The 22,346-nt window shown below is 61.1% G+C and carries 20 protein-coding genes and 1 other RNA gene; 11 read left to right on the top strand and 10 right to left on the bottom strand.

Translation table 11 applies throughout. The features are described 5' to 3' along the window. Window positions 1–212 precede the first annotated feature (212 nt). The 7 genes from ppk1 to ffs form a co-directional block, all read right to left on the bottom strand. Window positions 213–2,390, bottom strand: coding sequence for a polyphosphate kinase 1 (ppk1, locus tag B1781_RS07870; RefSeq protein ID WP_334223916.1), 2,178 nt, complete (start codon window positions 2,388–2,390; stop codon window positions 213–215). A gap of 154 nt (window positions 2,391–2,544) precedes the next feature. Further along, a complete protein-coding gene (locus B1781_RS07865; RefSeq protein WP_125931966.1) occupies window positions 2,545–2,796 on the bottom strand; it encodes a hypothetical protein in 252 nt (83 codons plus the stop codon). Between the two features lie 211 nt (window positions 2,797–3,007). Beyond that, the gene (locus B1781_RS07860) at window positions 3,008–3,352 is read right to left on the bottom strand and encodes a histidine triad nucleotide-binding protein (RefSeq protein WP_078119138.1); all 345 of its coding nucleotides are present in this window, start codon (window positions 3,350–3,352) and stop codon (window positions 3,008–3,010) included. Between the two features lie 44 nt (window positions 3,353–3,396). Continuing rightward, window positions 3,397–4,002, bottom strand: coding sequence for a recombination mediator RecR (gene recR / locus B1781_RS07855; protein ID WP_078119137.1), 606 nt, complete (start codon window positions 4,000–4,002; stop codon window positions 3,397–3,399). 19 nt (window positions 4,003–4,021) lie between these two features. Beyond that, window positions 4,022–4,348: a YbaB/EbfC family nucleoid-associated protein gene (locus B1781_RS07850; RefSeq protein WP_078119136.1), complete on the bottom strand. Its 327-nt coding sequence runs from the start codon at window positions 4,346–4,348 to the stop codon at window positions 4,022–4,024. An 18-nt stretch (window positions 4,349–4,366) separates the two neighbouring features. Further along, window positions 4,367–6,040, bottom strand: a complete 1,674-nt coding sequence (gene dnaX, locus B1781_RS07845) for a DNA polymerase III subunit gamma/tau (protein WP_078119135.1) — start codon at window positions 6,038–6,040, stop codon at window positions 4,367–4,369. 104 nt (window positions 6,041–6,144) lie between these two features. Further along, window positions 6,145–6,241, bottom strand: an RNA gene (gene ffs, locus B1781_RS07840) — signal recognition particle sRNA small type. 175 nt (window positions 6,242–6,416) lie between these two features. Here ffs and B1781_RS07835 point away from each other — a divergent pair. Both B1781_RS07835 and B1781_RS07830 read left to right on the top strand, forming a co-directional pair. Further along, complete coding sequence (locus B1781_RS07835) at window positions 6,417–7,037, top strand: hypothetical protein (protein WP_164513301.1); 621 nt, start codon at window positions 6,417–6,419, stop codon at window positions 7,035–7,037. A gap of 6 nt (window positions 7,038–7,043) precedes the next feature. Beyond that, entirely contained in the window at window positions 7,044–8,225 is a 1,182-nt protein-coding gene (locus B1781_RS07830; protein ID WP_078119134.1) for a glutathionylspermidine synthase family protein, read from the top strand. Between the two features lie 10 nt (window positions 8,226–8,235). Here the strand turns inward: B1781_RS07830 and B1781_RS07825 are convergent, their stop codons facing one another. Next, on the bottom strand, window positions 8,236–8,751 hold the full coding sequence (locus B1781_RS07825) for a hypothetical protein (RefSeq protein ID WP_078119133.1): 516 nt from the start codon (window positions 8,749–8,751) through the stop codon (window positions 8,236–8,238). Window positions 8,752–9,005: 254 nt separating this feature from the next. On the opposite strand from B1781_RS07825, the gene B1781_RS07820 reads away from it, so the two are divergent. The 7 genes from B1781_RS07820 to B1781_RS07790 all read left to right on the top strand — a co-directional run bounded on the left by B1781_RS07820 (window position 9,006) and on the right by B1781_RS07790 (window position 15,453). Beyond that, on the top strand, window positions 9,006–10,121 hold the full coding sequence (locus B1781_RS07820; RefSeq protein WP_078121970.1) for a 4Fe-4S dicluster domain-containing protein: 1,116 nt from the start codon (window positions 9,006–9,008) through the stop codon (window positions 10,119–10,121). Then, a complete protein-coding gene (locus B1781_RS07815; RefSeq protein ID WP_078119132.1) occupies window positions 10,118–10,939 on the top strand; it encodes an FAD/NAD(P)-binding protein in 822 nt (273 codons plus the stop codon). Before B1781_RS07820 ends, B1781_RS07815 begins: the two co-directional genes overlap by 4 nt. Next, window positions 10,939–11,730 carry an NADH-quinone oxidoreductase subunit B family protein gene (locus B1781_RS07810; RefSeq protein WP_078119131.1) on the top strand — a complete coding sequence of 264 codons (792 nt, stop codon included), beginning with the start codon at window positions 10,939–10,941 and terminating at the stop codon, window positions 11,728–11,730. The genes B1781_RS07815 and B1781_RS07810 overlap by 1 nt, the downstream gene beginning before the upstream one ends. Next, on the top strand, window positions 11,723–13,018 hold the full coding sequence (locus B1781_RS07805) for a Ni/Fe hydrogenase subunit alpha (RefSeq protein ID WP_078119130.1): 1,296 nt from the start codon (window positions 11,723–11,725) through the stop codon (window positions 13,016–13,018). The genes B1781_RS07810 and B1781_RS07805 overlap by 8 nt, the downstream gene beginning before the upstream one ends. After that, window positions 12,976–13,470: a hydrogenase maturation protease gene (locus B1781_RS07800; RefSeq protein WP_164513300.1), complete on the top strand. Its 495-nt coding sequence runs from the start codon at window positions 12,976–12,978 to the stop codon at window positions 13,468–13,470. Before B1781_RS07805 ends, B1781_RS07800 begins: the two co-directional genes overlap by 43 nt. A 159-nt stretch (window positions 13,471–13,629) precedes the next feature. After that, window positions 13,630–14,739: a c-type cytochrome gene (locus B1781_RS07795; protein ID WP_078119128.1), complete on the top strand. Its 1,110-nt coding sequence runs from the start codon at window positions 13,630–13,632 to the stop codon at window positions 14,737–14,739. Window positions 14,740–14,979: 240 nt separating this feature from the next. Then, window positions 14,980–15,453 carry a hypothetical protein gene (locus tag B1781_RS07790; protein WP_078119127.1) on the top strand — a complete coding sequence of 158 codons (474 nt, stop codon included), beginning with the start codon at window positions 14,980–14,982 and terminating at the stop codon, window positions 15,451–15,453. 184 nt (window positions 15,454–15,637) lie between these two features. Here the strand turns inward: B1781_RS07790 and B1781_RS07785 are convergent, their stop codons facing one another. Together B1781_RS07785 and B1781_RS07780 are read right to left on the bottom strand one after the other, a co-directional pair. After that, the gene (locus B1781_RS07785) at window positions 15,638–18,298 is read right to left on the bottom strand and encodes an ExeA family protein (RefSeq protein WP_078119126.1); all 2,661 of its coding nucleotides are present in this window, start codon (window positions 18,296–18,298) and stop codon (window positions 15,638–15,640) included. A 446-nt stretch (window positions 18,299–18,744) separates the two neighbouring features. Continuing rightward, entirely contained in the window at window positions 18,745–19,143 is a 399-nt protein-coding gene (locus B1781_RS07780) for a hypothetical protein (protein ID WP_334223915.1), read from the bottom strand. 310 nt (window positions 19,144–19,453) lie between these two features. Between B1781_RS07780 and B1781_RS07775 the strand changes: the two genes are divergently transcribed. Beyond that, the gene (locus B1781_RS07775) at window positions 19,454–20,503 is read left to right on the top strand and encodes a PA0069 family radical SAM protein (RefSeq protein ID WP_078119125.1); all 1,050 of its coding nucleotides are present in this window, start codon (window positions 19,454–19,456) and stop codon (window positions 20,501–20,503) included. Window positions 20,504–20,750: 247 nt separating this feature from the next. Then, window positions 20,751–22,124 carry a KamA family radical SAM protein gene (locus B1781_RS07770; RefSeq protein WP_078119124.1) on the top strand — a complete coding sequence of 458 codons (1,374 nt, stop codon included), beginning with the start codon at window positions 20,751–20,753 and terminating at the stop codon, window positions 22,122–22,124. Window positions 22,125–22,346: the final 222 nt, after the last annotated feature.

The following is a 22,346-nucleotide window of genomic DNA, read 5'->3' as shown; positions in this document are numbered from 1 at the left end:
GCGGATGCCTTTGCGCTGGGGCTGGGGCTGGCCTGGTGGAGCTTGTTGTATCTGTTGCGTTTCCAATGTCTTGCGGTATCGGGCTTCGCTGTCGGCGGGTGGAAGTCGACGATCCGCGCACGTATTGCAGGCGCACTGGATCGGTCATCACTTTACAACAGTTCAGCCCCTTCGCGCCGCAGCATCGGTCCGGCGATGCCGTTCGGTTTGATTCAACGCAGATTTCGGCCGGCAATCGGCCAACGCGTCTTGCCACGCTGGTAGCGCGTCGCCTGCTTCACGCGTTGCTTTGCCAGGTCCATCATGCGCTGCTGCGAACCGATCTCTTCGGCTTCGTTGCGCGGCACGCGTTTCACATAACTGCCGTCGGGTTGCATCTCCCAACCGTTACGATAGTCGGCCAGCTGCATGTCCAGCATTTCCCGCAGTTCGAGTCGCAGGGTGTCGCCTTCGACCGGCGTCACCACCTCAACGCGCGATTCGAGGTTGCGCTTCATACAGTCCGCCGAGCCGATGAAATACTCTTCGTCGCCGCCGTTCTGGAAATAATAGATACGCGTGTGCTCGAGGAAGCGGCCGACGATGCTGATAACCTGCGCCGATTCCGAAAGCCCGGGGATCCCAGGGCGAAAACGGCAGGTATCGCGCACGATCAGATCGACCTTGACTCCATCCTGCACTGCTTGGTACAGCGCACGGGTGATGTCGACGTCTTCGAGTGCGTTCATCTTGAACTGGATCAGGCCGGGTTTTTCCGGCGTGTGCAAGGCGCGCTCACGCTCGATGCGCACCAGCAGCGCGGCTTTCAACACCTTCGGTGCCGGCAACAGCTTGCGATAGTAACGCTCGGGCGTGTAGCCGGTAGTCAGGTAGTTGAACAGCTCGGTCGCGTCGCGCCCCAGATCATGATCGTTGGTCAGGATGCCGAGGTCGGAATACAGCCGCGCAGTACCCGCATGGTAGTTGCCGGTTCCGATGTGCAGATAACGGCGGATACCGTTGTAGTCGTTGCGCACCACGAGCACGATCTTCGAGTGCGTCTTCAGGCCGACGACACCATAGGTGACATGGATGCCCGCCTCTTCCATACGCGCCGCCCAGCGGATATTGGCCGCTTCGTCGAATCGCGCCTTCAGCTCGACCACGACGGCGACCTGCTTGCCGTTGCGCGCTGCGCGGATCAGGTGGTCGATGACCTTGGTATCACTCGACGTGCGGTACAAGGTCATCTTGATGGCGCGCACCTTCGGATCGAGCGCGGCCTCCTTCAGAAAACGCTCGACCGACGTGCCGAATGATTCGTAAGGGTGCTGCAGCAGGAACGGCCCGCGCTCACGGATCACGTGAAAGATGTTGCTGCCGCCGGTCAGCCCGGGGTGATCGACCGGCTGGAAGGGGTCGTCGTGCAACTCGGGGATATCGATGCCGACCAGTTGAAACAAGTCACGCACGGCGAGCATGTGCCCTCCTGCGCTGAATACATCCTCGTTCTCGTCCAATCCGAGTTCGGCCGCCAACATGCCGCGGCTGGTTTCGTCCATGTCACCCTGAATCTCGAGACGTACGATCGGTGCGAACCGCCGTTCACGCAGTTCCGACTCGATCATCGACAACAGGTCGTCGGCATGCTCTTCGTTGCGTTCGGTGTTGGCGTTGCGCGTGACGCGGAACATGTACACGCTGACCACATCCATTTCCGGCAACAACATATCGAGGTTGTTGCGCACGACCGCCTCGATCGGCACAAAGTGATTGCGGTCGGGCAGCTGAATGAAGCGCGGCACGTTTTCGCTGGTCGGTATCTTGACTCGCGCCAGCGATGTCCGCCCGTCCTGGTTCGGGAAACGCACCTGCACCAGCAGATTCAGCGCCAGGTTCGAGATGAACGGAAACGGATGCGCCGGATCGATCGACTGCGGGGTAATCAGCGGGAAGATGTTGTCGTGATAATGCACCCGCAGGTAATCGACATCGTCGCGATTGAGCCGGTCGTAATCGAGGATCTGGATATCGTGCTCGCTGAGTTCGCCCAATAGCGATTCGAACGTCTGGCGTTGGATCTCTTCCTGCTCGCGAACCAATTCGTAGCACGCGGTGATCTGCTCTTTCGGCGTGCGTCCATCAACCGTTTTCTTCGACATGCCGGCGCCGAGTTGCTGCTTCAGGCCGCCGATACGCTTCATGAAGAATTCGTCGAGATTCGAGCCGACGATCGCCAGGAACTTGAGCCGCTCCAACAGCGGGTTGCGTGCTTCCTCGGCCTCGGCCAAGACACGCCGGTTGAACGCCAGCCAAGTCAGCTCACGGTTCAGGTAGAGCGATGGATCGTTCAGATCGATGGATTGGGGCTCGACCGCTTCGACGGCGCCCTCAGATTCTTGAGACAACATCTTGTTAGTTTCCATGGATCGCTAGAGACAAATACAAAATCACGCCGGCAGACCAACGTCTTTCAAGTATGGCCCATTTAGATGACAGCATGAATGCGTATCGCGCTGCGCATCCACCGCGATCAAAGCAAAACGTGAGCGTGTGCGGATTCGTTCAGGCGTAGGCGTCGAAGCCCAGCAGATTGTTCAGCTGACTGCGTTCGTCGTTGCCGGCCACTGCGGCGTACGATGCCAATGCGCGACTGGCGTGCTTCGACGTGGCATCCGGTCTGGCATACAGGTCCTGGGCCAGGGTTTCGAGACGTTCACGGGTTGGCTTGTCGAGTGCCTGCTTGCGTTCAGTACGCCGCTGTTCCGCCTCATCCGCTGCGTCGCGCGCCCGGTTGGTCGCGCGCACCGCAGACACGGCCGTTTTCTCCTGTTTGACAGGCGGTCCGTAGGGATTCGGTAGTGCCGGCGTAATATTCACAAGGTTGGTTATCGGCCAAATCGCTAGGCAGCTTACAAGTATAGACAGCGGCGACGCGTTTCGTTCCGCGCGAACGCGCGACAATTAATCGGCATTCAAGAATAAAACGCGTCTAAGTGCTTGATTCTACACGTCAGCGTGTCGACGCTCAACCCGGCGGCCAGTGCATCATACGCCCGCCGAGCAGGTGCAGATGAATATGAAAGACCGTCTGACCACCGGCTTCATTGCAGTTAACCACCGTGCGGTAGCCGGCGTCGGCGAAGCCCTCCTGCTCGGCGATGTCGCGCGCCGCGCCGTACATCCGACCGATAACGGCTTCGTCTTCGGGCTTCAGCTCGTTCAACGTGGCGATGTGGCGCTTGGGAATCACCAGGACATGGGTCGGCGCCTGCGGGTTCAGGTCGCGAAAAGCGACCACGTGATCGTCTTCAAAGACGCGTTCAGCGGGAATGTCTCCGGCGGCAATCTTACAGAAAATGCAGTCATCCATTCGGCGTTCCCCTTGGTTCGGATGTGGACAAAAGCGATGTGCGGTCAGTCGGCATTGACCCGACGGCGCCCGGCGAACGCGTGCGCCAGGGTACCGCCATCGACATACTCGAGTTCGCCGCCGAGCGGTACGCCGTGGGCGATGCGCGAGGTCGCAATCCCCCGCTCGGCCGCCAATTCGCCGATGTAGTGCGCCGTCGCCTCGCCCTCCACGGTGGTGGTCATGGCGAGGATCACCTCATCCGGTTGCAGCGTATCGAGGCGATTGCGCAGCTGATCGATGCCGAGTTCAGCCGGTCCGACGCCGTCGAGTGGCGACAGGCGTCCGCCGAGCACGAAGTAGCGACCGCGAAACCCAGTCGCCTGTTCGAGCGCAACAACATCAGACGGATTCTCGACCACGCACAGCAGCTTGTCGTCGCGATCCGGGTTGCGGCACAGACTGCATTCTTCGTCTTCGGTCAGTGTTCTGCAGGTTCGGCAGTGACCGATCGACTGCACCGCCTCGCCGAGGATCGCGGCCAGCTTCGCACCCCCGGCACGGTCACGCTGCAAGATATGAAAAGCCATACGCTGCGCGGACTTAGGGCCGATTCCTGGTAAACAACGTAAACTTTCGATCAGCGCATCAAGCAGCGATTTATCTGCCATATCTTTTTAAGTCAAGTACTTAGAAAGGCAACTTCATACCCGGCGGCAGATTCAGCCCCGAAGTCACTCCCGACATACGTTCTTTGGTGTGCTCCTCGATGCGGTGCGTCGCATCGTTGCAGGCCGCGGCAACGAGATCTTCGAGCATCTCCTTGTCGTCTCCCATCAGGCTGTCGTCGATCTGCACGCGACGCACTTCGTGGCGACCGTTCATGGTCACCTTGACCATGCCACCACCCGCTTCGCCGGTGACTTCGGCATTCGCCAGTTCTTCCTGCGCCTTCTGCAGGTCGGCCTGCATCTTCTGCGCCTGGCGCATCAGGTTACCCATAGGTCCTTTCATCACAAAACCTCTCGCGTTGCGTTAATCCAGCTGCCGAACCGAATCCGGCACGACTTCGGCGTCAAATGTATCCTGCATGCCCAACACCAAGGGGTCGGCGGAGATGTCGGCCTCGGTGGCTTTCTGGCGCGCGACTTTCTCACGCGCGTCACGCTGGGCGGGGGTTTCCGCAGGCAGATCCCCCACCTCGAGCTGCAGCACGATCGGCTGGCCGACGGCTGATTCGACAGCCTCCTGCAGCCTGCGTTCGGCGAGACTGCCGATCATTCCGGCACCCGCGTTGTCCACCCGCAGGCAGAGCTGCTTGCCGTCCAGGCGGTCGAACGCACAGTTGTTGGCGAGCTGCGCGGCCATGCCTTTCAGGCCCAGTTTGAGCACGAAGCCGTGCCAGTCGGCCATGTCGCCGGCATCCAGCGAGACCTTCGCGCGCGGCGCCGCTTGCGATGGCTTTTCCATCGCCTGTTCAGACGGCTGTTCGGTGACGCCCGGTGCGACCGAAGCCGTCGCAGCGGCCGGGGCAGACGCGGGCGGTGCAGCTCGCGGCTGTCGCGTCGGTGAATTCGCAGGCTGCGCCCGCGCACCCGCTGCGCCATCCGCACCAACTCCGGCAGCGTCCGGCCGGAACGCCAGCATGCGCAGCAGAACCATCTCGAAACCGCTGCGCGCATCCGGCGCCAGCGGGAGATCGCGTTGTCCGACCAGCGCGATCTGGTAATACAACTGTATGTCTTCCGGCGGGATCGACTTGGCCAGGGTCCGCAAGCGCTCGGTATCGCCCCACCCGGCCTGTGCGGCCGACGGCACCTGCTGCAGCACGGCGATACGGTGCAACACGGTCAGCAGCTCGCGCAGCAACCCGCTGAAATCGGGCGCGTGTTCGGCTACCGCCTCGACCTCGGCCATCACGCCCTGCGCATCGCCGCGGTAGACGGCATCGACCATGCCGGGCAGACGCTCGGTCGCGACCACGCCGAGCATCGCGCGCACTTCGTCGCCCTTCACCGCGCCGCCACCGAACGCGATCGCCTGGTCGAGCAGGCTCAGTCCGTCGCGCATACTGCCGTCGGCCGCGCGCGCCAGCACCGCCAAGGCCGGCGCCTCGTAATCGACCTTTTCGGCGTCGAGGATATGCTTGAACTGTCCTTCGATCTGTTCGACGGGCAGACGCTTGAGATTGAACTGCAGGCAACGCGAAAGCACCGTAACCGGCACCTTCTGCGGGTCGGTCGTTGCCAGCAAAAACTTCACATGCGGCGGCGGTTCTTCGAGCGTCTTCAGCAAGGCATTGAAGCTGTGTCCGGAGAACATGTGCACCTCGTCGATCAGGTACACCTTGTAGCGTCCGCGAACCGGCGCATACGGCACGTTCTCGAGCAGCTCGCGGGTGTCATCCACGCCGGTCTTCGACGCGGCATCCACTTCGAGCAGATCGACAAAACGCCCCTCGTCTACTTCGCGGCACACACTGCACTCGCCGCACGGTGTCGCGCTCACGCCGGTCTCGCAGTTCAGCGATTTCGACAGAATGCGCGCCAGCGTTGTCTTACCGACCCCGCGGGTGCCGGTGAACAGATAGGCATGATGGAGGCGGTCGTTGTCGAGCGCGTTGCTCAAGGCGCGCACCACATGTTCCTGACCGACCATCTCGGCGAAACTGCGTGGGCGCCATTTTCTGGCGAGTACCTGGTAAGACATCCGGGCGATAACGAGATCCGACTGAAGGCTCGGCCAAGTCTAACCCAAGGCAACAGGCGACGACAGGAATCCGGCGACAGACGAGGGGGAAATGAAGGGCGGCGGCCCCGCCAGCGATTCCCGGCGCACAAATCAACTGCTGCGGCTGCTCCCTTCCGGGCCTGACCGGGTTCACAATCTATTGTCGCGGGAGACCAACGGGTCCGCCACTGAACCGCGAATTATGCCCGAATCGAGCCGTCGACGTAAGCACATCGTGCAATGCCGTCGATGCAGTGCGCGGTCGGCATTTCCCCAGGCATGCCGTGGGACGCTCAATACACAATCCCGTAAACTGTCGCGCCGAAACTCTCGATGCAGTACAGGACGATCACGCATGCGCCACATCAAGAAAGCCCTCTCCTATTCGATCGCCGGCAGCCTCGGCCTGACCGTGGTCGCCAGCCTGCACGGCTGCACCGATCAAGGGCCAACACCGCCGGCAGCCAGCGGCTTCGACGGCGCGAGCGGCGGGGTCGAGCAGACCTTCTTCCTCGTGATCGAACAGACCGGCGCGAACCCCGACACCTATAAACTGCTCGAAAAGCACCCGACCACCGGCCCGACACGCGCCATCCTGCGCCAACCCGATGGTACCGAACGCTTCCTGTCGGAAGACGAGCTCAAACGGATCGCTGCCGAAGAGGCTGCACGCGTCGAACAAGGCACATCACGACTCACCCAGGACCCGGCGATGCATTCGGGCGGCCTGTCACTTGGCGAGACACTGCTCGCCGCGGCAGCCGGGTCATTGATCGGCGGCATGCTGGCCAACCGCCTGGCTTCGAACAGCAACTTTCAGCGCACCCAACAGAGTTACGGCGGCGGCCGACCGACCGCAAGCATTTCGCAACCGGCCAACCGCCAGCAGACAGCCAGCTCCAAGCCGCGCAGCGGTTTCTTCGGCGGCAGCAGCGGCCGTTCCACCAATTCCGGCTTTGGCTCATTCGGCGGCTGACCCGCGATGGTGAAGATGCTGCCGATCGAACCGCTGAGCAAGGCGGTGATGGAAGATATCGGCCTGGTATGGCACACCGACCGCGATGGCAGCCCCTACGTCGACAGTACGCTGCTGCAGGTCAGCGAGGCCGAAGCCGAGGCCTACTACGATGCGGCCAACACCCTGTACGATATGTTCGTCGAAACCGCGCAGCATGTGATCGACGAACAGCGCTATCTCGAGCTGGGCATCCCGTCGAACCTGGTGCGTCAGATTGAAGAGAGTTGGGAGCGCGACGATCGTCATCTCTATGGGCGGTTCGATTTCGCCGGCGGCCTCGATGGCTTGCCGATCAAGCTGATCGAGTTCAACGCAGACACACCGACCAGCCTGTTCGAAACATCCATCGTGCAATGGGCCATGCTCAAAGCCAACGACATGGACGCGACACGGCAGTTCAACAATCTGCACGAGATGCTCAAGGAAAACTTCCGCCGCCTGATCACCGGCGATCACCCGCCTGATGAGTTCGCCGAGCGCTACGCCGGCCAAAAGATCCTGTTCTCCAGCGTCGGCGGCATGCCTGAAGATGAACGTACCGTGCGTTACCTGCAGCAGGTCGCGCACGACGCGGGTTTCTATACCGACTTCTGCTACATGCACGAAGCCGGCTTCAATGCCGAAGACGGCGTATTCAACAAGGACCAGCAGCTGGCCGACTACTGGTTCAAACTGTTCCCTTGGGAAGACATCGCCGCCGAGGAACTGGAACTCACCCGACTGCTGGACAAGGTCAGCAGACATGGCCGTACACGCATCCTGAACCCGGCCTACACCCTGCTGTTTCAGAGCAAAGGCATACTCAAGCTGATGTTCGACGCCTTTCCGGATTCACCCTATCTATTACGCACCGATTTCGAACCGCTGTCGGGCACACCACAGGTCTGCAAAAAACTGTTCGGCCGAGAAGGCGCCAACCTGCAACTGATCGACGCGCACGGCAAGCTGATCGCCGAGACCGATGGACCGTATGCGCACCACAAGGCGATCTACCAAGAACGCGCCGAGTTTGCGCAGGATCCTGCCGGACAGAATTACCAGGCAGGCGTGTTCTATGCCTGGGAGGCGTGCGGACTGGGCTTTCGTCGTGGCGGCGACGTACTCAACGACACCAGCAAGTTCGTCGGTCACATCATCGAAGGGTGATGCGCTCGGCTCAGCAGTTGTAGCGGCAGACGTTCATGCCGAGGTATTGATTGTAGGCCTCGCCTGAGCGTAACCAGTTAAGCACCTGTGGCGCGACGTCGCCGTGCTGTCGGTTCATTTCAAGAAATGCCCCATAACGGTGGCGGGCACTGGTCGCCGGCTCGGCAACCACCGTGCCGCCGTCAACGAACAGGCTGAATGGCGGCAGCGCCCCGGACGGTGCAGCAAATGCCTCAGCGCCGAACAAGCCGAACAACGCCTCGACCTGTCGGTTGAAGCCATTGCGCGACAGCGGATGCGCGCGATAGTAGGTCGCGACCAGGTCTTCTGCCTGATCCTTCAACCACTGCAACACATCGGCCTTATCCCCTTCAGGCAGGCGCTCGACGATCACGTCGTCGGCATCGCGGTTGCCCCATACAAGACGCTCGTCGTCGACCAGGCGTAGCGCCAGCTGTGGATCCGCCTGAGCCAACAGCTCGCTACCGCTCGCATCCAGCAACGCGATGAAGTCGGGTGTATCCATGTGCATGAACTCCGTTGACCATGCACCGCATTGTGGCACGGCCTCGGCAAATCAAAAATTTCATCAATCATCAGGATATCAACGACACGTATGAGTCGCGTAAGGCATTGACCCAAGAGGCATAGCTATCGGTCTTAATCGACGACAAATCCAATGCACATCAAACAATCGACAACTTTAGCTCTCGTTCCCGGCAGACTGAGCTAACCTGACTAAGCGGAGAAGCCAGTCATGCCCCAGTCATGCCGAAGACGATGAACGATTCTCTGTTCCTCCCACGCGATGCGTTGCAGACGCTGATCGAGCAGCTGAAGTCAGACGGCTTCCGCGTGATCGGCCCCTGTGTGCACGACGACACCATTCAGTACCGCGACCTAGCCGACAGTGCGACCTTGCCGTTCGGCTGGACCGACGACCAGGCCCCAGGCAACTATCGATTAACGCAGGTCGATTCGCCGCGCGCCTTCGCCTGGGCGACGGGGGCACAGGCGCTCAAGCCCTACCTGTTCAAACCGCGTGAAACACTGTGGCGCGCGCAACGGGACGCCGCGGGAAAACTCACGTTCAGCAGTGAGCAGATCGAAGATCAGCCGCTCGCCTTCATCGGCGTGCGCGCCTGCGACATCGCGGCATTGAAGCTGCACGACAAACACTTTCTCGACGGCGTGAAAGACAGCAACTACGCTGCGCGCCGCGCTGGACTGTTCATCGTCGCAGTGCACTGCGCCTACCCTGCCGATACCTGTTTTTGTGCCTCCACCGGTGACGGTCCGGCCGCCGCCGATGGATTCGACCTGGCGCTGAACGAGCTCGAAGACGGTTACCTGGTCGAAGTCGGCAGCGAGCGTGGCAAAGCCATCGCGGCGCGATTGCCGCTCGCGGCGGCAAGCAGCGACCTGCAACACCAAGGCGCGCAGGCCGTCGCTGAAGCGGCCAAACGTCAACACCGGCAACTGCCCTCGGGCAATCTGCAAAAACCCCTGTTCGAGCGCCTGCACCATCCACGTTGGGATCAGGTTGCAGCACGCTGCCTGTCGTGCGGCAACTGCACGAGCGTCTGCCCGACCTGTTTCTGCAACGCGCAAATCGATGCACCGGCACTCGGCGGCGAAGTCACCGAACACCTGCGCGAGTGGGACTCGTGCTTTACCGAAGGCCACAGCTATTTGCACGGCTTTATGGTGCGCCCCGAAACCGGTCACCGTTATCGCCAATGGTTGACGCACAAACTCGGCAGTTGGCACGAACAGTACGGTCGCAGCGGTTGTGTCGGCTGTGGTCGCTGCATCACCTGGTGCCCGGTCGGCATCGATCTGACCGAAGAGGCCAACGTGCTGTGCAACAGCGCCGCCGGGGAGTCGCCGCAATGAACGCCTACCTGCCACGCGAGGCCGAGGTCGTCGAGCGTATCGAAGAATCGCCGAACACCTTCACACTGCAACTCAAACTGACCGACGATGCGCCATACAGCTTCGAACCCGGACAGTTCAACATGCTGTATCTCTACGGTGTCGGCGAGGTACCGATCTCGATCGTCGCCGAGGCCGACAAAGAGCGCGTGCTGACACACACTATCCGTGCCCTCGGCCGTGTGACCAACGGCCTGGCCGCGCTGCGCAAAGGCGACCGCATCGGTCTGCGCGGCCCCTATGGCCACGGCTGGCCGATGCGTGCAGCCGAAGGGCGCGACGTGGTGATCGTGACCGGCGGACTCGGCTGTGCACCGTCGGTCTCGATCATTCACCACATACTCGAACATCGCGAACGCTACGGGCACCTGAGCATCCTGCAGGGCGTCAAACACACCGATGATCTTATCTGGCGTGAACAGTACGACCGCTGGGAGGCCATGCCCGACGTCCGTGTGCTGCTGGCGGCCGATATCGGCTCTCCCGATTGGCGTGGGCATGTCGGCCTGGTCACTGCCTTGTTCGACAAACTCACGCTGGAGCCCCGCAAAACCATCGCCATGTTGTGCGGCCCCGAGATCATGATGCACGCCTCGGCCGACCTGCTGCACACCCGCGGCATCCCGGCTGATGCGATCTATCTCAGCATGGAGCGCAATATGCAGTGCGGGATCGGTCATTGTGGCCACTGCCAGATCGGCAGCCAGTTCGTGTGCCGCGACGGCCCAGTGTTCGTCTGGCCGCAGGTGCGCGAACTGCTCGGCGTAAGGGGGTACTGATGGCACTACCACGCATCGCGGTACACAAGTTTTCATCGTGCGACGGCTGCCAACTGGCGTTCCTGAATGCCGGTGAAGACTTGCTCAAGCTCGCCGGCCTGGTCGACATACGTCACTTTCTCGAGGCCGGCATGAGCGAAGAAGACGCCGATGTCGATATCGCCTTCGTCGAGGGCAGCGTGTCGACGCCCGACGAGATCGAGCGCATCCGCAAGGTGCGCGAACACAGTCGCTATGTCGTCTCCATCGGCGCCTGCTCCACCGCCGGCGGTCTGCAGGCACTGCGCAATCTCGACGGCAGTCACGAAGCATGGAAGCAGGCAGTCTACGCACAGCCGGAATACATCACCACGCTCGATCGTGCAGAACCCGCCAGCGAGCACATCAAGGTCGACCTTGAGATCTGGGGCTGCCCGGTAAACGGCCAACAGGTGCTGGCAGCCGTGCAGCAGTTGCTACTCGGCGTGGTGCCGACGTTGAAACGCGACAAGGTCTGCATGGAATGCAAGCGCCAACAGGCAACGTGCGTGATGGTCGTACACGGCATGCCCTGCATGGGACCGGTCACGCGCACCGGATGCGGCGCATTGTGTCCGCGCTATGGACGCGACTGTTATGCCTGCTTCGGGCCGGCAGAAAACATCAATACCGCGGCGATGAGTAGACGCTTGACCGACCTGGTGGACAACCGGACCGATGTCGCACGTCGCTACCTGTTCATCAACAGCCATGCCGAAGGGTTCCTCGACGAAGGACGCCGCCACTACCAACAGGGCTTCAGCGATGACTGAGCGTTCGGTATCGATACATGTGCCGGCGATGACGCGCGTCGAAGGCGAAGGCGCGCTGCGCTTGCAGATAGAAAACGGCGACATTCAGACCCTGGCGCTGGATATCTTCGAGCCACCGCGCTATTTCGAGAAATTTCTCGAAGGCCGGCGCTACCATGAGGTGATCGACATCGTGGCGCGCATCTGCGGCATCTGCCCGATCGCCTACCAGATGAGTGCCGCGCAGGCACTGGAGAACGCCTTTGGCCTCGAACCCAGCGATTGGGTCAAGGCAATGCGGCGCGTGTTTTATTGCGGCGAATGGCTGCAAAGCCACGCCCTGCACGTGCACCTGCTCGCGGCACCGGATTTTCTCGGTTTCGACAGCGTGGTCGGCATGGCAGCCGAATACCCGGACGCGGTGCGGCGCGGATTGCAGCTTCAGGGTCTGGGCAACGACCTGATCCGCCTGCTCGGCGGCAGATCGGTGCACCCGGTCGGCGCCTGCGTCGGCGGATTCCACCGCGCCCCTGAGCAGGCCGAAGTCGACGACATGCTGAGCCGATTGAACACGGCGTTGCCGGAAGCCGAAACGCTGGTCGAGTGGAGCGCCGGACTCACGATGCCGGACGATCCCCAGGACTTCGTCAATGTGTCGCTGCGCCACGAATCGGACTACCCGCTCGAACAGGGACGTATCGTTTCCGACGAAGGACTCGACATCACGGTCGACGAATACGAACAGCACTTCGTGGAAACCCATCGCGCGCAATCGACCGCACTGTTCTCGTCACTGCATGACAAGCCCTATCTCGTCGGACCGCTCGCACGCCTGAACCTGAATCTCGACCGGCTGCCGGCGGCCAGCCGCGCGCTGCTCGACAAAACCGGCATACGTTTCCCGAACCGCAACATGTTCTTGAGCCTGTTCGCGCGTGCGCTGGAGATCCACGTGGCGATCATCGAAGCGATACGGCTGCTCGAGAACTACACGCTGCCCGATGAATCGGCAGCTGCGGTTACACCACGCGCCGGGATCGGCTGCGGCGCCACCGAGGCGCCCCGCGGCTTGCTGTGGCATCGCTACGAGGTCGACGCACACGGCACTATTCGCGCTGCGCGTATCGTGCCGCCCACCAGCCAGAACCAGGCCCGCATCGAGGCAGACCTGCACCGCAGCCTGGTCGCCTTCGGCCTGGATCAGAGCGACGATGCATTGCGCCTGCGTGCCGAGACGGTGATCCGCAACTACGACCCGTGTATCTCGTGCGCAACCCACTTCCTGAAGATCAACGTCGACCGTCGTTGATCCGCATCATCGGTCTCGGCTCGCCGTTCGGCGACGACCGCGCCGGCTGGCACGTTATCCGATCGCTTGAGGACCGGGTCGCCGCCGGTGTCGACGCGGTCGCACTCGACCGGCCGGGGGCCGCGCTGGTCAATTGGTTTGCCGACGTCGACAACGTCATCCTGGTGGACGCCGTCGCCGGCGAAGGGCCGCCCGGGCGGATCATCGAGATCGATGATCTGGCAACCCTGCAGCTTGCCGGCAGCTTCTCCAGTCACCAACTCGATCTCGCCGCCACGCTCAAACTCGCGCAAACGCTCGGCACCCTGCCGCGCAAGTTGACCCTCTACGGTATCGCGGTCGGCCAGCCGGACCTGGAAACCCTGCGAGACAGTGTTGCCACCGCTGCCGAACGGCTGGCCGTCCAATTAATTCACCAGACAAAAGCCGAACAGGCGGCGATATCTGGGTGATTCGTCCGGCTTCGGCCGCAAAAGCGCCAAAACATTGCGTCAGATCATAAATAGAAATTATCAAGAGCGCGTATAGTCTGCCCTCCCTGTGAATCAGGTCACACCTTGGCTGTAGCTGGCTGGTCAAGCGTGATCAGAAAAACTAATGAGGACCGAGACATGTTCAAAACCCTCCTGCCAGCAGCTCTGCTGCTCCTGTGCAGCTCGCCGGTTTGGGCTGCCGATCTGGCCAATGGCCAACTCATCAACAAAAGCTGCGCCTTATGTCACGGCGTTCACGGACAAGGGGCTTCAGGCCGCCTGTCCCCCCGAATTGCGGGACTGCCCCGCGAATACCTCATCAAGGCGATGAAAGACTACGTCGAAGGCAAGCGCCGCTACCCCTTGATGGTGCGTACCTCGCAAATCGACGAGTTCACCGAACGCGACTATGAAGATGTCGCAGCCTACTTGTCGTCGCTCGACCTGAGTTCAGACGAACGCTTCAACATCAATTCGAGCGTCGGCGACGTCAAGGCGGGCAGCAAGGTCTATCGCTCCGATTGTCGCAACTGTCACAACCGCGACGGCTACGGCAAACCCAGCAAGGAGGCGCCGCCACTGGCGGGTCAGCATCCCGAGTACCTGTACACCACCATGCGCGGGTTCAAGGAAGGCCACCGGATCCATGCCAATGACGAAGAAGACGACACCTTCAAAGAATACGAAGACCAAGACTTCATCAATCTCGCCGCCTACCTGAGCACGCTCGACGATGCCAAGGTGGTACAGGGCTACGAGTTCACGCCACCGGTGTACAAGAAGACGCCGCGGCAACTCGCCGCAGCGCGTGAAGGCACCATTCAGATCACCGACATTACACAGACCGTGGTGCGCATGGCGGTCGATAAGGGTGTAACCGTCGAGGCCGCCGAGAGTGCCATGCTCAACAAAGCCGAAGAGATCGGACTGAAAAAGGTTGCGCAACAGAAGGTCTCGAAGTATCTGTCGAAACAGGGCGTCGAGATGCCTCACCTGTCGATCTATCAGTTCTGCAACCCGTTGGACGCACGCCTGATGGTCATCGCCGATCCGGTGTTCTCCAGCTACATGCCCTGCCGGATCTCGATGGTCGAAGACAAGGAAGGCAAGCTGTGGTTGATGATGTTGAACCTCGATATGTTGATCGATAGTGAGCTGTTGCCGACCGAAGTGGTCGAGACGGCCGTCAAGGTCAATCAACAGATGCTCGACGTTATGACCGCGGGCGCAAGCGGCGCATCTCAATAAGCGATTCGATCAGCAGGGGGGCTAACCTCCTGCTGATCCGGCGGCCGAACCTTTGCGTATGCCAAGGCGCTCTAAGTCGCCGCGTTTACATCTTTTTCCACCAATACCGCGCCGAAACGGACAATCAATTTCCCAGCGCGTGAGCAATGTCGCTGTTATGCGCACCCATGCTTGACGCTCCAAAGCCGCTCCATAGACTTGCGATGCGAAGGACAGCGAAGTCGACCCTGGAGGGACCCAATGGCCGCCGGCAGCGTCAATCTGGTCCAGTATCTCGGACATCACATCAGCGACATCTGCGGCAACCACTACCACGACGACGGCGACGACCACTGCGCCCATTTCGTCAGCCATGTCTTGCGGTTTCGTTTCGGATTCAAATGCTTCAACGTGACCGGCAGCGGTCCGGAATCGGACGGCGCCTCGATCCGGGTACACGAGATCTTTTCGTTCTGCCCCAAGGTTGGGAACTGGCAGGATAAACCCGGTTCGCTGAGTTTCTGTCTGGCGTTCGTCACGGCTGCCGCAAACGTCAACCTGCAGACCGGCATCATGATCAACCACCCGATGAAGCACATCGGCATCTATCAGAACGGTTTGATCTACCACTATTCGAACATCGCCAACCAGGTGTTGGAACAGACGCCGGAAGCGTTCGCCAACTACTATGCGGGTCGGGACATCGCCTTGTTCTACGGCACGATGCCGAGTTGATGCGGGCGGGTTTTTGCGGCCGATGCCATCGGGTGCGGCGATGAATATAAACGTTTAGCGATCAGGCTGCCGGCCGTTGAGCGGCCAGCGTGCAGATTAGACGCTGGGTGTGTCGCGTCTGTAGACTAAGCTGCAGAGGGGCCACTGCAGCTGCAAGAGATTCCGGGTTCAACAAAGACGCTGATCAGCGTCCGTCCATCATCCGCATCAGACGTTGAAAGGCATTTTCGCTCGGCGCCTGTTGCCGCGCCTGCTGGCGTTGGCGCTCGCGTTCCCGCTCCGCCGCAGCCGCTTGGCGCGCACGCTCCGATTCACGAACAGCACGGGCTTGCGCCTCGGCATGCGCGTTGGCCGCTGCACGCTGCTGCGCTACCGCATCGCCGATGCGATTGCGCATGGCGAGCAGTTCGCGGTCGTTCGGCTGTACCCGCAAACCACGATCGACGAACAGATTGGCGCGGTCGTACGACTTGCCGCGCAAAGCGCCCCAGGCCAGCGCGTTATAGCGCTTCGCGATCTTCTGCATGCCGGCTAACGCATCGGCGTTATCTGCATCGATATCGAGCGCGCGCTGGTAGTAGGTATAGGCACTCGTCGCTTCCGGAATAAGCAGCCGATCGTCGTCGAATGCTTCAGCGGCCAACCCGAGGTTACGCACGACACGTGGGTCGACAATATCCGTCGCATCCTGCGCCGCAGTCGTCGCAGACAACTGGCGCGCATCCAACGATGCAACCTGCACCTTGTTCGGCGTATTGCCGCCATCGCTCGTTGTTACCGTGGCGTTGGCGCCGGCCATGTCCTCGGCCTCACCGCCGGTGTTCTGCTTCGCGATGCCTGCCGCCGGTGCCGGCAGAAATTCAACGAACCCGGGAGCCGAGTTCCTTTCCGACGACACCACCAACGCGATGTTGTCTGACTCTTCTTCGGACTCGCCGGCATCATGATCGGCCGGCTGCACCTGGGTAACTGACTGCTCGGCGCCCGGCTGCGCTTCCGTCTTTGCCGCAACCGGTCTCGCGTCACCCGACGCCGGCGCATTCGATTTCTTGCGCGCCGTGGCCTGTAGCTTGGCCAGACCCCATACGTCGAGACTGCTGGTGACTTCCGCCACCCGGCCGAGCAACGGCCCTGCGATATCGTTGGCGACCTTCACCGCTAGCTTGCTGTCGACTTCAGCATCGGTTCCGCTCATGCGGTCGAAACGCTCGTTCCTCAGTTCGGTGAACGAGATATGCCCGGCATCAAGACGCCATGGCGATGCATCCGAACCACTGTTCAGCAGGGTAAGACCGGTAGCACCGAGCGGGCCCGCATCGGCCGAGCCGAGCACCCCACCCTGCAATGCTGCCGCATCGACATACTTGTCGTGGTGCAACACCGAGGCATTAGCCAGATCGCCGGCCGGCAATCCCGCAGCACCCCGTGAACCCGCACGGTCGCTGCCACCCTCTGCTGCCACTTCGGATGTATCGTCGCCCGCATTCATCCACACGACGCCGACCAATACCGCGGCAACCACGCCCGCGGCCAGCGCGAGTGGCACCTTGTTGGCGGGCAACGCAGACTCCGCGCCGTCTTTCGCCGACATCGCTGCAATGCGTTCGCGACCGCGGGTCCACAAGGTGTTGGCAGCGGCCGCTTGCTTGCTGAGTTGCGCATTGAGGGCCTTGGCGTATCGCGGCAGGCTCTCCTTGGTCGCGTCCATTCCACGCGACAGCAGTTTTCCCGGCATCTGGGCCGCGTGAAACACTGCGCGGCGAATCGCGAACGAGCGGCGCGCACCGTTGTGGCGATGCGGGGGCAGACGACGACCGGCAGCCCGCGCGGCATTGCGTTCGTCGTCGAGACGTTCGGCACGACGCGCCTGCTCCTCAGTCAGGAACAGCGCGTTCATTTCTTCACGCGAGTTTTCGATGCGCGGCGGCGGCTGTTGGATCTTCGGCGGCGGCACCAACGCCAGTTGCGCCACTTTCTCCTCCGATACCTCGGCCGCGCCTTCGAGCAGGCCGGCCGCGTTGCTCAGCGGTGCGAGCAGTTCGCTATGCATGTCTTGCACAACGGTCTGCACATCGCTTGCCTCGAGCGCATGTTTCTCTTCCGAGCTGCCATGCAACAGCAAGCGGCTGCAGATCTTGTTCACATGTCGCGGCAGACCCTGGCTGTAACGAAAAATCTGCAGCACGGCCGGACCGTTGAACGACGGATCGCCGCGCCAATCGGCCTGGGCCAGGCGGTACTCCATGTACGACTTGGTCTCTGCCAGGTCCATGCGCTGCAGACGGCAACTGGCGATCACGCGCTGCTGGAACTGCTCCATACCCGGCACCTGCAGAACCTCTTCGAGATTCTCCTGGCCAAGCAAAAACAGTTGCAGCACCGGTCGCGACCGCGATTGCAGATCGGTGAGAATGCGCAGACCTTCGAGCGAAAGATTAGACAGCTTATGCGCTTCGTCGATCATCAACAGCGCACGGCGCTGGCTGTGTTCCAGCTCAATCAGGTAGCGTTCGAGACGGTGGGTGAGCAGCGCGACGTCCATGCCTTCGGCAGGCAGGCCGAAGGAGTACGCCAGCTTGCGCAGCAAATCGATCGACTCCAGATCCGATGCGACCATGCGCACGCTGACGGTCTTGGATGGATTGAGTTCGTTGATGAGGCGGTCGGCAAGCGTCGTCTTGCCCGAACCTGGCGGGCCGGTAACCACCACGACGCCCTCGCCGCGCTTCAGGGCGTAGCGCAGGTAGGCCCAGGCTTGTGCACAACTCCGATGGGGGAAACAGATCCCGGCGTCTGGCAAGAGCCGAAAGGGGTCATTGCTTAACCCGTAAAACGCCTCGTACATGCAACTCACTCCCGTCCGTGATGGTGGCGGACATCATTGCGGCGGACCGAAATGTCAATGCCTACCGCTACTAAGCCGTTATACCTGCAAACAGTTCTAACGTATATGGCTTTTGATCTTACCTGACGCCACCCTTAGGGTAGCCCGCAGTTGCGATGAAAGTTTGTGTGAAAAGCGATGTCGGTCACGTTTGTATGCTGAGCATAAATCCCATCGGTCTTTCACCACCCCGGTGCAGCGCGTTCAGCCCGTTTTTTGTGCCGCCAAATGGTGGTGGCCCTCAATAACCGAGTACGCGGGATCTACATAGGCAGGCAGCAGCCAGACGTAAATTTTCGCTAAGAAACGCTGACCGCGCGCCCTGATAATCGTCGATGTAAAAAATTGTCAGATTTAAACGAATCGAAATCAGCGGAGCACGAACAAACTGACTAGTCGAGCAACGCTCAGGCGCAGGCGTCTACGGCGAGATATTCGGCCGCTTGCTCGCGTGTGAAGAACTCACCATTCTTGACGAAACCGGCGATCACCGATTGCAGCACCTCAGAAACGCGACCTTCGGCATCGCGCGCCTTGACCCAGTCGCTGGGCAAGCCCTCCAACACATGGACCGGCGCCGGACTACCGTCGGCAAAGCGTGATTCGACGGTCTCGCCCGTCTCGGCATGCTGATAGGCCGGCCGGAAACCCGCATCGCAGTTGTTCTTGCTGACGCCCCCCGTTCCTTCGAAGCAGCGGTTCTGCTCCTGCAAGGTGCGCGGGCTGAGCGCAGAGCAAGCGGAAGAAGCTTCTGCGCCGTTTGCCCACACCAGGGTGTCTGTTTGTCGTGTTGTCTGCTCTGTCATGGCCGTCTCCAACCGTCGCTACTCGACATGCTTGACGATTTGCGGTTCTCGCTGCATCACGTATGCCAGGAGCGCATCGTGGCCCCGGAACGAACCATTGAACACAAGATTTTATAAATAGATTTCAAGCGTTTAATCGCTGGATTGTCGGCCCGAGAAGAACCGGGTGCCGGCCGTATCGAAAACCAGCCGAGGCAAAAACGTAAAGTTTTTTTGACACTTATGTGGCGGAATAGGACAAGTGCTTGCCGCCGCGACCCGGTATTGGCAGTGTTTGTCGCACATTCGACGTTTTCCACGCGGGGTAACAATGAAAGGCTCGCGCGGGCGCGGCGCCGGCGACAACCCGGCCAACCGCTACCATGCACACGCAAAACAGGCTTTCGACGACGGCTGGCACCAAGAGCCGCCCGTACCCCTGCGCACGCAGGTTGCCATCGACAGCACCCGTAAAGCGATCACCTACAACCAATCGCCGGATATCCCCTTCGATCGCTCGATCAATCCCTATCGTGGCTGTGAGCACGGCTGCATCTATTGTTATGCACGGCCGACACATGCCTGGCTCGATCTCTCGCCCGGACTGGATTTCGAGTCACGCCTGTTCGCCCGACCCGCGTTGCCCGGTCTGCTCAAAGCGGAATTGGCTGCCCCCAACTACCGCGCTGCACCCGTCGCCCTTGGCGCGATCACCGACGCCTATCAGCCAATCGAACGTGACTGGCTGATAAGCAGACAGGTACTCGAGATATTGGCCGAAATGCACCACCCGACCGTCATCGTCACCAAATCAGCATTGGTTGAACGCGACATCGACCTGTTGCAGGACATGGCCCGCGAACAGCTGGTCGAGGTGGCCGTGTCGTTGACGACGCTGCAACGGCCGCTCGCGCGCGCACTCGAACCGCGCGCCGCGGCGCCGCAACGCCGCCTGCAAACCGTTACCCGGCTGAGCGAGGCCGGTGTGCCGGTCCGGGCAATGATCGCCCCCGTCGTACCGGTGTTGACCGAGCCCGAGATCGAAACCCTGCTCCAGGCCGCCGCCGATGCCGGCGCGGTGACGGCCGACTACGTGCTGATGCGCCTGCCACTCGAGGTATCGCCGTTATTTCGTGACTGGCTCGAGGCCCACTATCCCGACTCGGCCGCTCATGTCATGAATCATGTGCAAGCGCTGCGCGGGGGTCGTGACAACGACAGCACCTTCGGCCGGCGACTCGTCGGCAGCGGCGTCTATGCCGATATGATCCGTCAGCGTTTCCACCTCGCCCGCCGCAAAGCGGGCCTCGACGGTGCCATCGAGCTGCGATCCGACCTGTTCCGCGCACCCCGGGCCGACGGCCAATTGACCCTGTTCTGACCGACAGCACCCACTTGCCTCGCTAAATTCGGCCTTCGAACAAAATCACTTTATTAAACAATCGCTTGACGACGCCGCTAATTGCTTAGCCAGACGCAGTCTGGTAAGGTCTGCGGCCATTTTTCTCTTGGCCCCCCAACTTCCGGACGGGGAGCTGCGGGGACCAGTGCCGAATAGAGCGCGGCCCCATATCCGTACCCCTTGGTCGGGCGCCTTGCCCAGCCGCAGAGTTGTTAGGAGGTGGCTTATGTCCACGACGTCCGCTTTATCACGGATCGCATTCGATAGTGCGACTCCGTCCGCCGAACCGCGCGCCTTCAAGGTCTACACGCAACGCGATCTCGACAAGATCGAGGCCTTGAACACCCTGTCGGAAGAAACACGCTTCGAGATGCGGGTGGTGTCATCGGTACTCCCGTTCCGCGTGAACGCCTATGTGATCGACGAACTCATCGATTGGCGCAAGGTACCGAACGACCCGATCTATCAACTGACGTTTCCGCAGCGCGACATGCTCACGCCGGACATGTATGAGCGCATGGCCGAGGCATTGCGTGCCAACCTGCCGCGCGAACAGCTGCAGGCGCTCGCACAGACGCTGCGTGCCGAGCTCAACCCGCATCCGGCCGGCCAGCTCGAACTCAACGTACCCTGCACCGACGATGGCGAGCGGCTGAACGGTGTGCAGCACAAGTACCGCGAGACCGTATTGTTCTTCCCCAGCCAGGGACAGACCTGCCACAGCTACTGCACGTTCTGTTTTCGGTGGGCGCAGTTCGTCGGCGACAAGGAACTGCGGATGGCGTCGACCGAAGCCGCCAAGCTGCATGCCTACCTGAAATCACACACTGAGGTCACCGACCTGCTGATCACCGGCGGCGATCCGATGGTGATGAAGACCAAACACCTGGTCAGCTATCTCGAACCCTTGCTGCAGCCACAGTTCTCGCATATTCAGACGATCCGCATCGGCACCAAGGCGCTGACCTTCTGGCCGCACCGCTTCGTGACCGACAACGATGCCGACGAGCTGATCGATTTGTTGCAACGCCTGTCGGCGGCGGGCAAGCACGTCGCGATCATGGCGCACTACAACCATTGGAAGGAACTGAGCACCGACATCGCGCAGCAAGCCATTGCGAGGCTGCGTGCCACGGGCGCCGAAATCCGCAGTCAGGGGCCGTTGCTGGCACACATCAACGACAACGCCGACGATTGGGCGACGATGTGGCGCACGCAAGTCGGGCTCGGCATCGTTCCTTACTATATGTTCGTCGAACGCGACACCGGTGCGCGGCACCATTTCGAGGTCCCGCTGGCACGCGCCTGGAACATCTACCGCGACGCCATGCAACAGGTTTCGGGACTGGGTCGAACCGCACGTGGTCCAAGCATGAGCGCCGGGCCCGGAAAGGTTGAGATCCAGGGCATTGCCGAGATCCAGGGTGAGAAGGTGTTTGTGCTGCGCTTTATCCAGGGACGCAACCCGGATTGGGTACAGCGCCCGTTCTTCGCGCGCTACGACGAAAACGCGACCTGGCTCGATCAACTCAAACCGGCCTTCGGCGAGCAACGCTTCTTCTTCGAGGACGAATACGAGGCAATGCAGCAGCCGACGTGATCGGTGCATACAGGCTTCATTCAAAAAGGGCCCGAGCGGGCCCTTTTTTCTGATCTGCAACGAATCGCCCAACTGCCTTGGCTTGGGTGTATGTGCCAATCAAACCGAGCCAGGCAGATGCTCGTCACGTACTGTTTCACCGACAAGGGTGCGCAGAAAATGGGTCGCCAGGCGCGTTTCTTCCTCGCGAGGTTTCATAAGCAGACAAGCCGTCCCCAAATG

Origin of the sequence: Thiosocius teredinicola (assembly GCF_002009425.1) — a bacterium.
GTDB classification, from domain to species: domain Bacteria; phylum Pseudomonadota; class Gammaproteobacteria; order Chromatiales; family Chromatiaceae; genus Thiosocius; species Thiosocius teredinicola.
Note: the sequence above shows the minus strand (reverse complement) of the source record. Positions and strands in the feature narration are given on the sequence as shown.

Excerpts from the sequence above, each read along its gene's own strand:
- ppk1 (WP_334223916.1), bottom strand. The coding sequence starts at position 2,390 with ATGTTGTCTCAAGAATCTGAGGGCGCCGTCGAAGCGGTCGAGCCCCAA.
- B1781_RS07860 (WP_078119138.1), bottom strand. The coding sequence starts at position 3,352 with ATGGATGACTGCATTTTCTGTAAGATTGCCGCCGGAGACATTCCCGCT.
- recR (WP_078119137.1), bottom strand. The coding sequence starts at position 4,002 with ATGGCAGATAAATCGCTGCTTGATGCGCTGATCGAAAGTTTACGTTGT.
- dnaX (WP_078119135.1), bottom strand. The coding sequence starts at position 6,040 with ATGTCTTACCAGGTACTCGCCAGAAAATGGCGCCCACGCAGTTTCGCC.
- B1781_RS07835 (WP_164513301.1), top strand. The coding sequence starts at position 6,417 with ATGCGCCACATCAAGAAAGCCCTCTCCTATTCGATCGCCGGCAGCCTC.
- B1781_RS07830 (WP_078119134.1), top strand. The coding sequence starts at position 7,044 with ATGGTGAAGATGCTGCCGATCGAACCGCTGAGCAAGGCGGTGATGGAA.
- B1781_RS07825 (WP_078119133.1), bottom strand. The coding sequence starts at position 8,751 with ATGGATACACCCGACTTCATCGCGTTGCTGGATGCGAGCGGTAGCGAG.
- B1781_RS07820 (WP_078121970.1), top strand. The coding sequence starts at position 9,006 with ATGAACGATTCTCTGTTCCTCCCACGCGATGCGTTGCAGACGCTGATC.
- B1781_RS07815 (WP_078119132.1), top strand. The coding sequence starts at position 10,118 with ATGAACGCCTACCTGCCACGCGAGGCCGAGGTCGTCGAGCGTATCGAA.
- B1781_RS07810 (WP_078119131.1), top strand. The coding sequence starts at position 10,939 with ATGGCACTACCACGCATCGCGGTACACAAGTTTTCATCGTGCGACGGC.
- B1781_RS07805 (WP_078119130.1), top strand. The coding sequence starts at position 11,723 with ATGACTGAGCGTTCGGTATCGATACATGTGCCGGCGATGACGCGCGTC.
- B1781_RS07795 (WP_078119128.1), top strand. The coding sequence starts at position 13,630 with ATGTTCAAAACCCTCCTGCCAGCAGCTCTGCTGCTCCTGTGCAGCTCG.
- B1781_RS07790 (WP_078119127.1), top strand. The coding sequence starts at position 14,980 with ATGGCCGCCGGCAGCGTCAATCTGGTCCAGTATCTCGGACATCACATC.
- B1781_RS07785 (WP_078119126.1), bottom strand. The coding sequence starts at position 18,298 with ATGTACGAGGCGTTTTACGGGTTAAGCAATGACCCCTTTCGGCTCTTG.
- B1781_RS07780 (WP_334223915.1), bottom strand. The coding sequence starts at position 19,143 with ATGACAGAGCAGACAACACGACAAACAGACACCCTGGTGTGGGCAAAC.
- B1781_RS07775 (WP_078119125.1), top strand. The coding sequence starts at position 19,454 with ATGAAAGGCTCGCGCGGGCGCGGCGCCGGCGACAACCCGGCCAACCGC.
- B1781_RS07770 (WP_078119124.1), top strand. The coding sequence starts at position 20,751 with ATGTCCACGACGTCCGCTTTATCACGGATCGCATTCGATAGTGCGACT.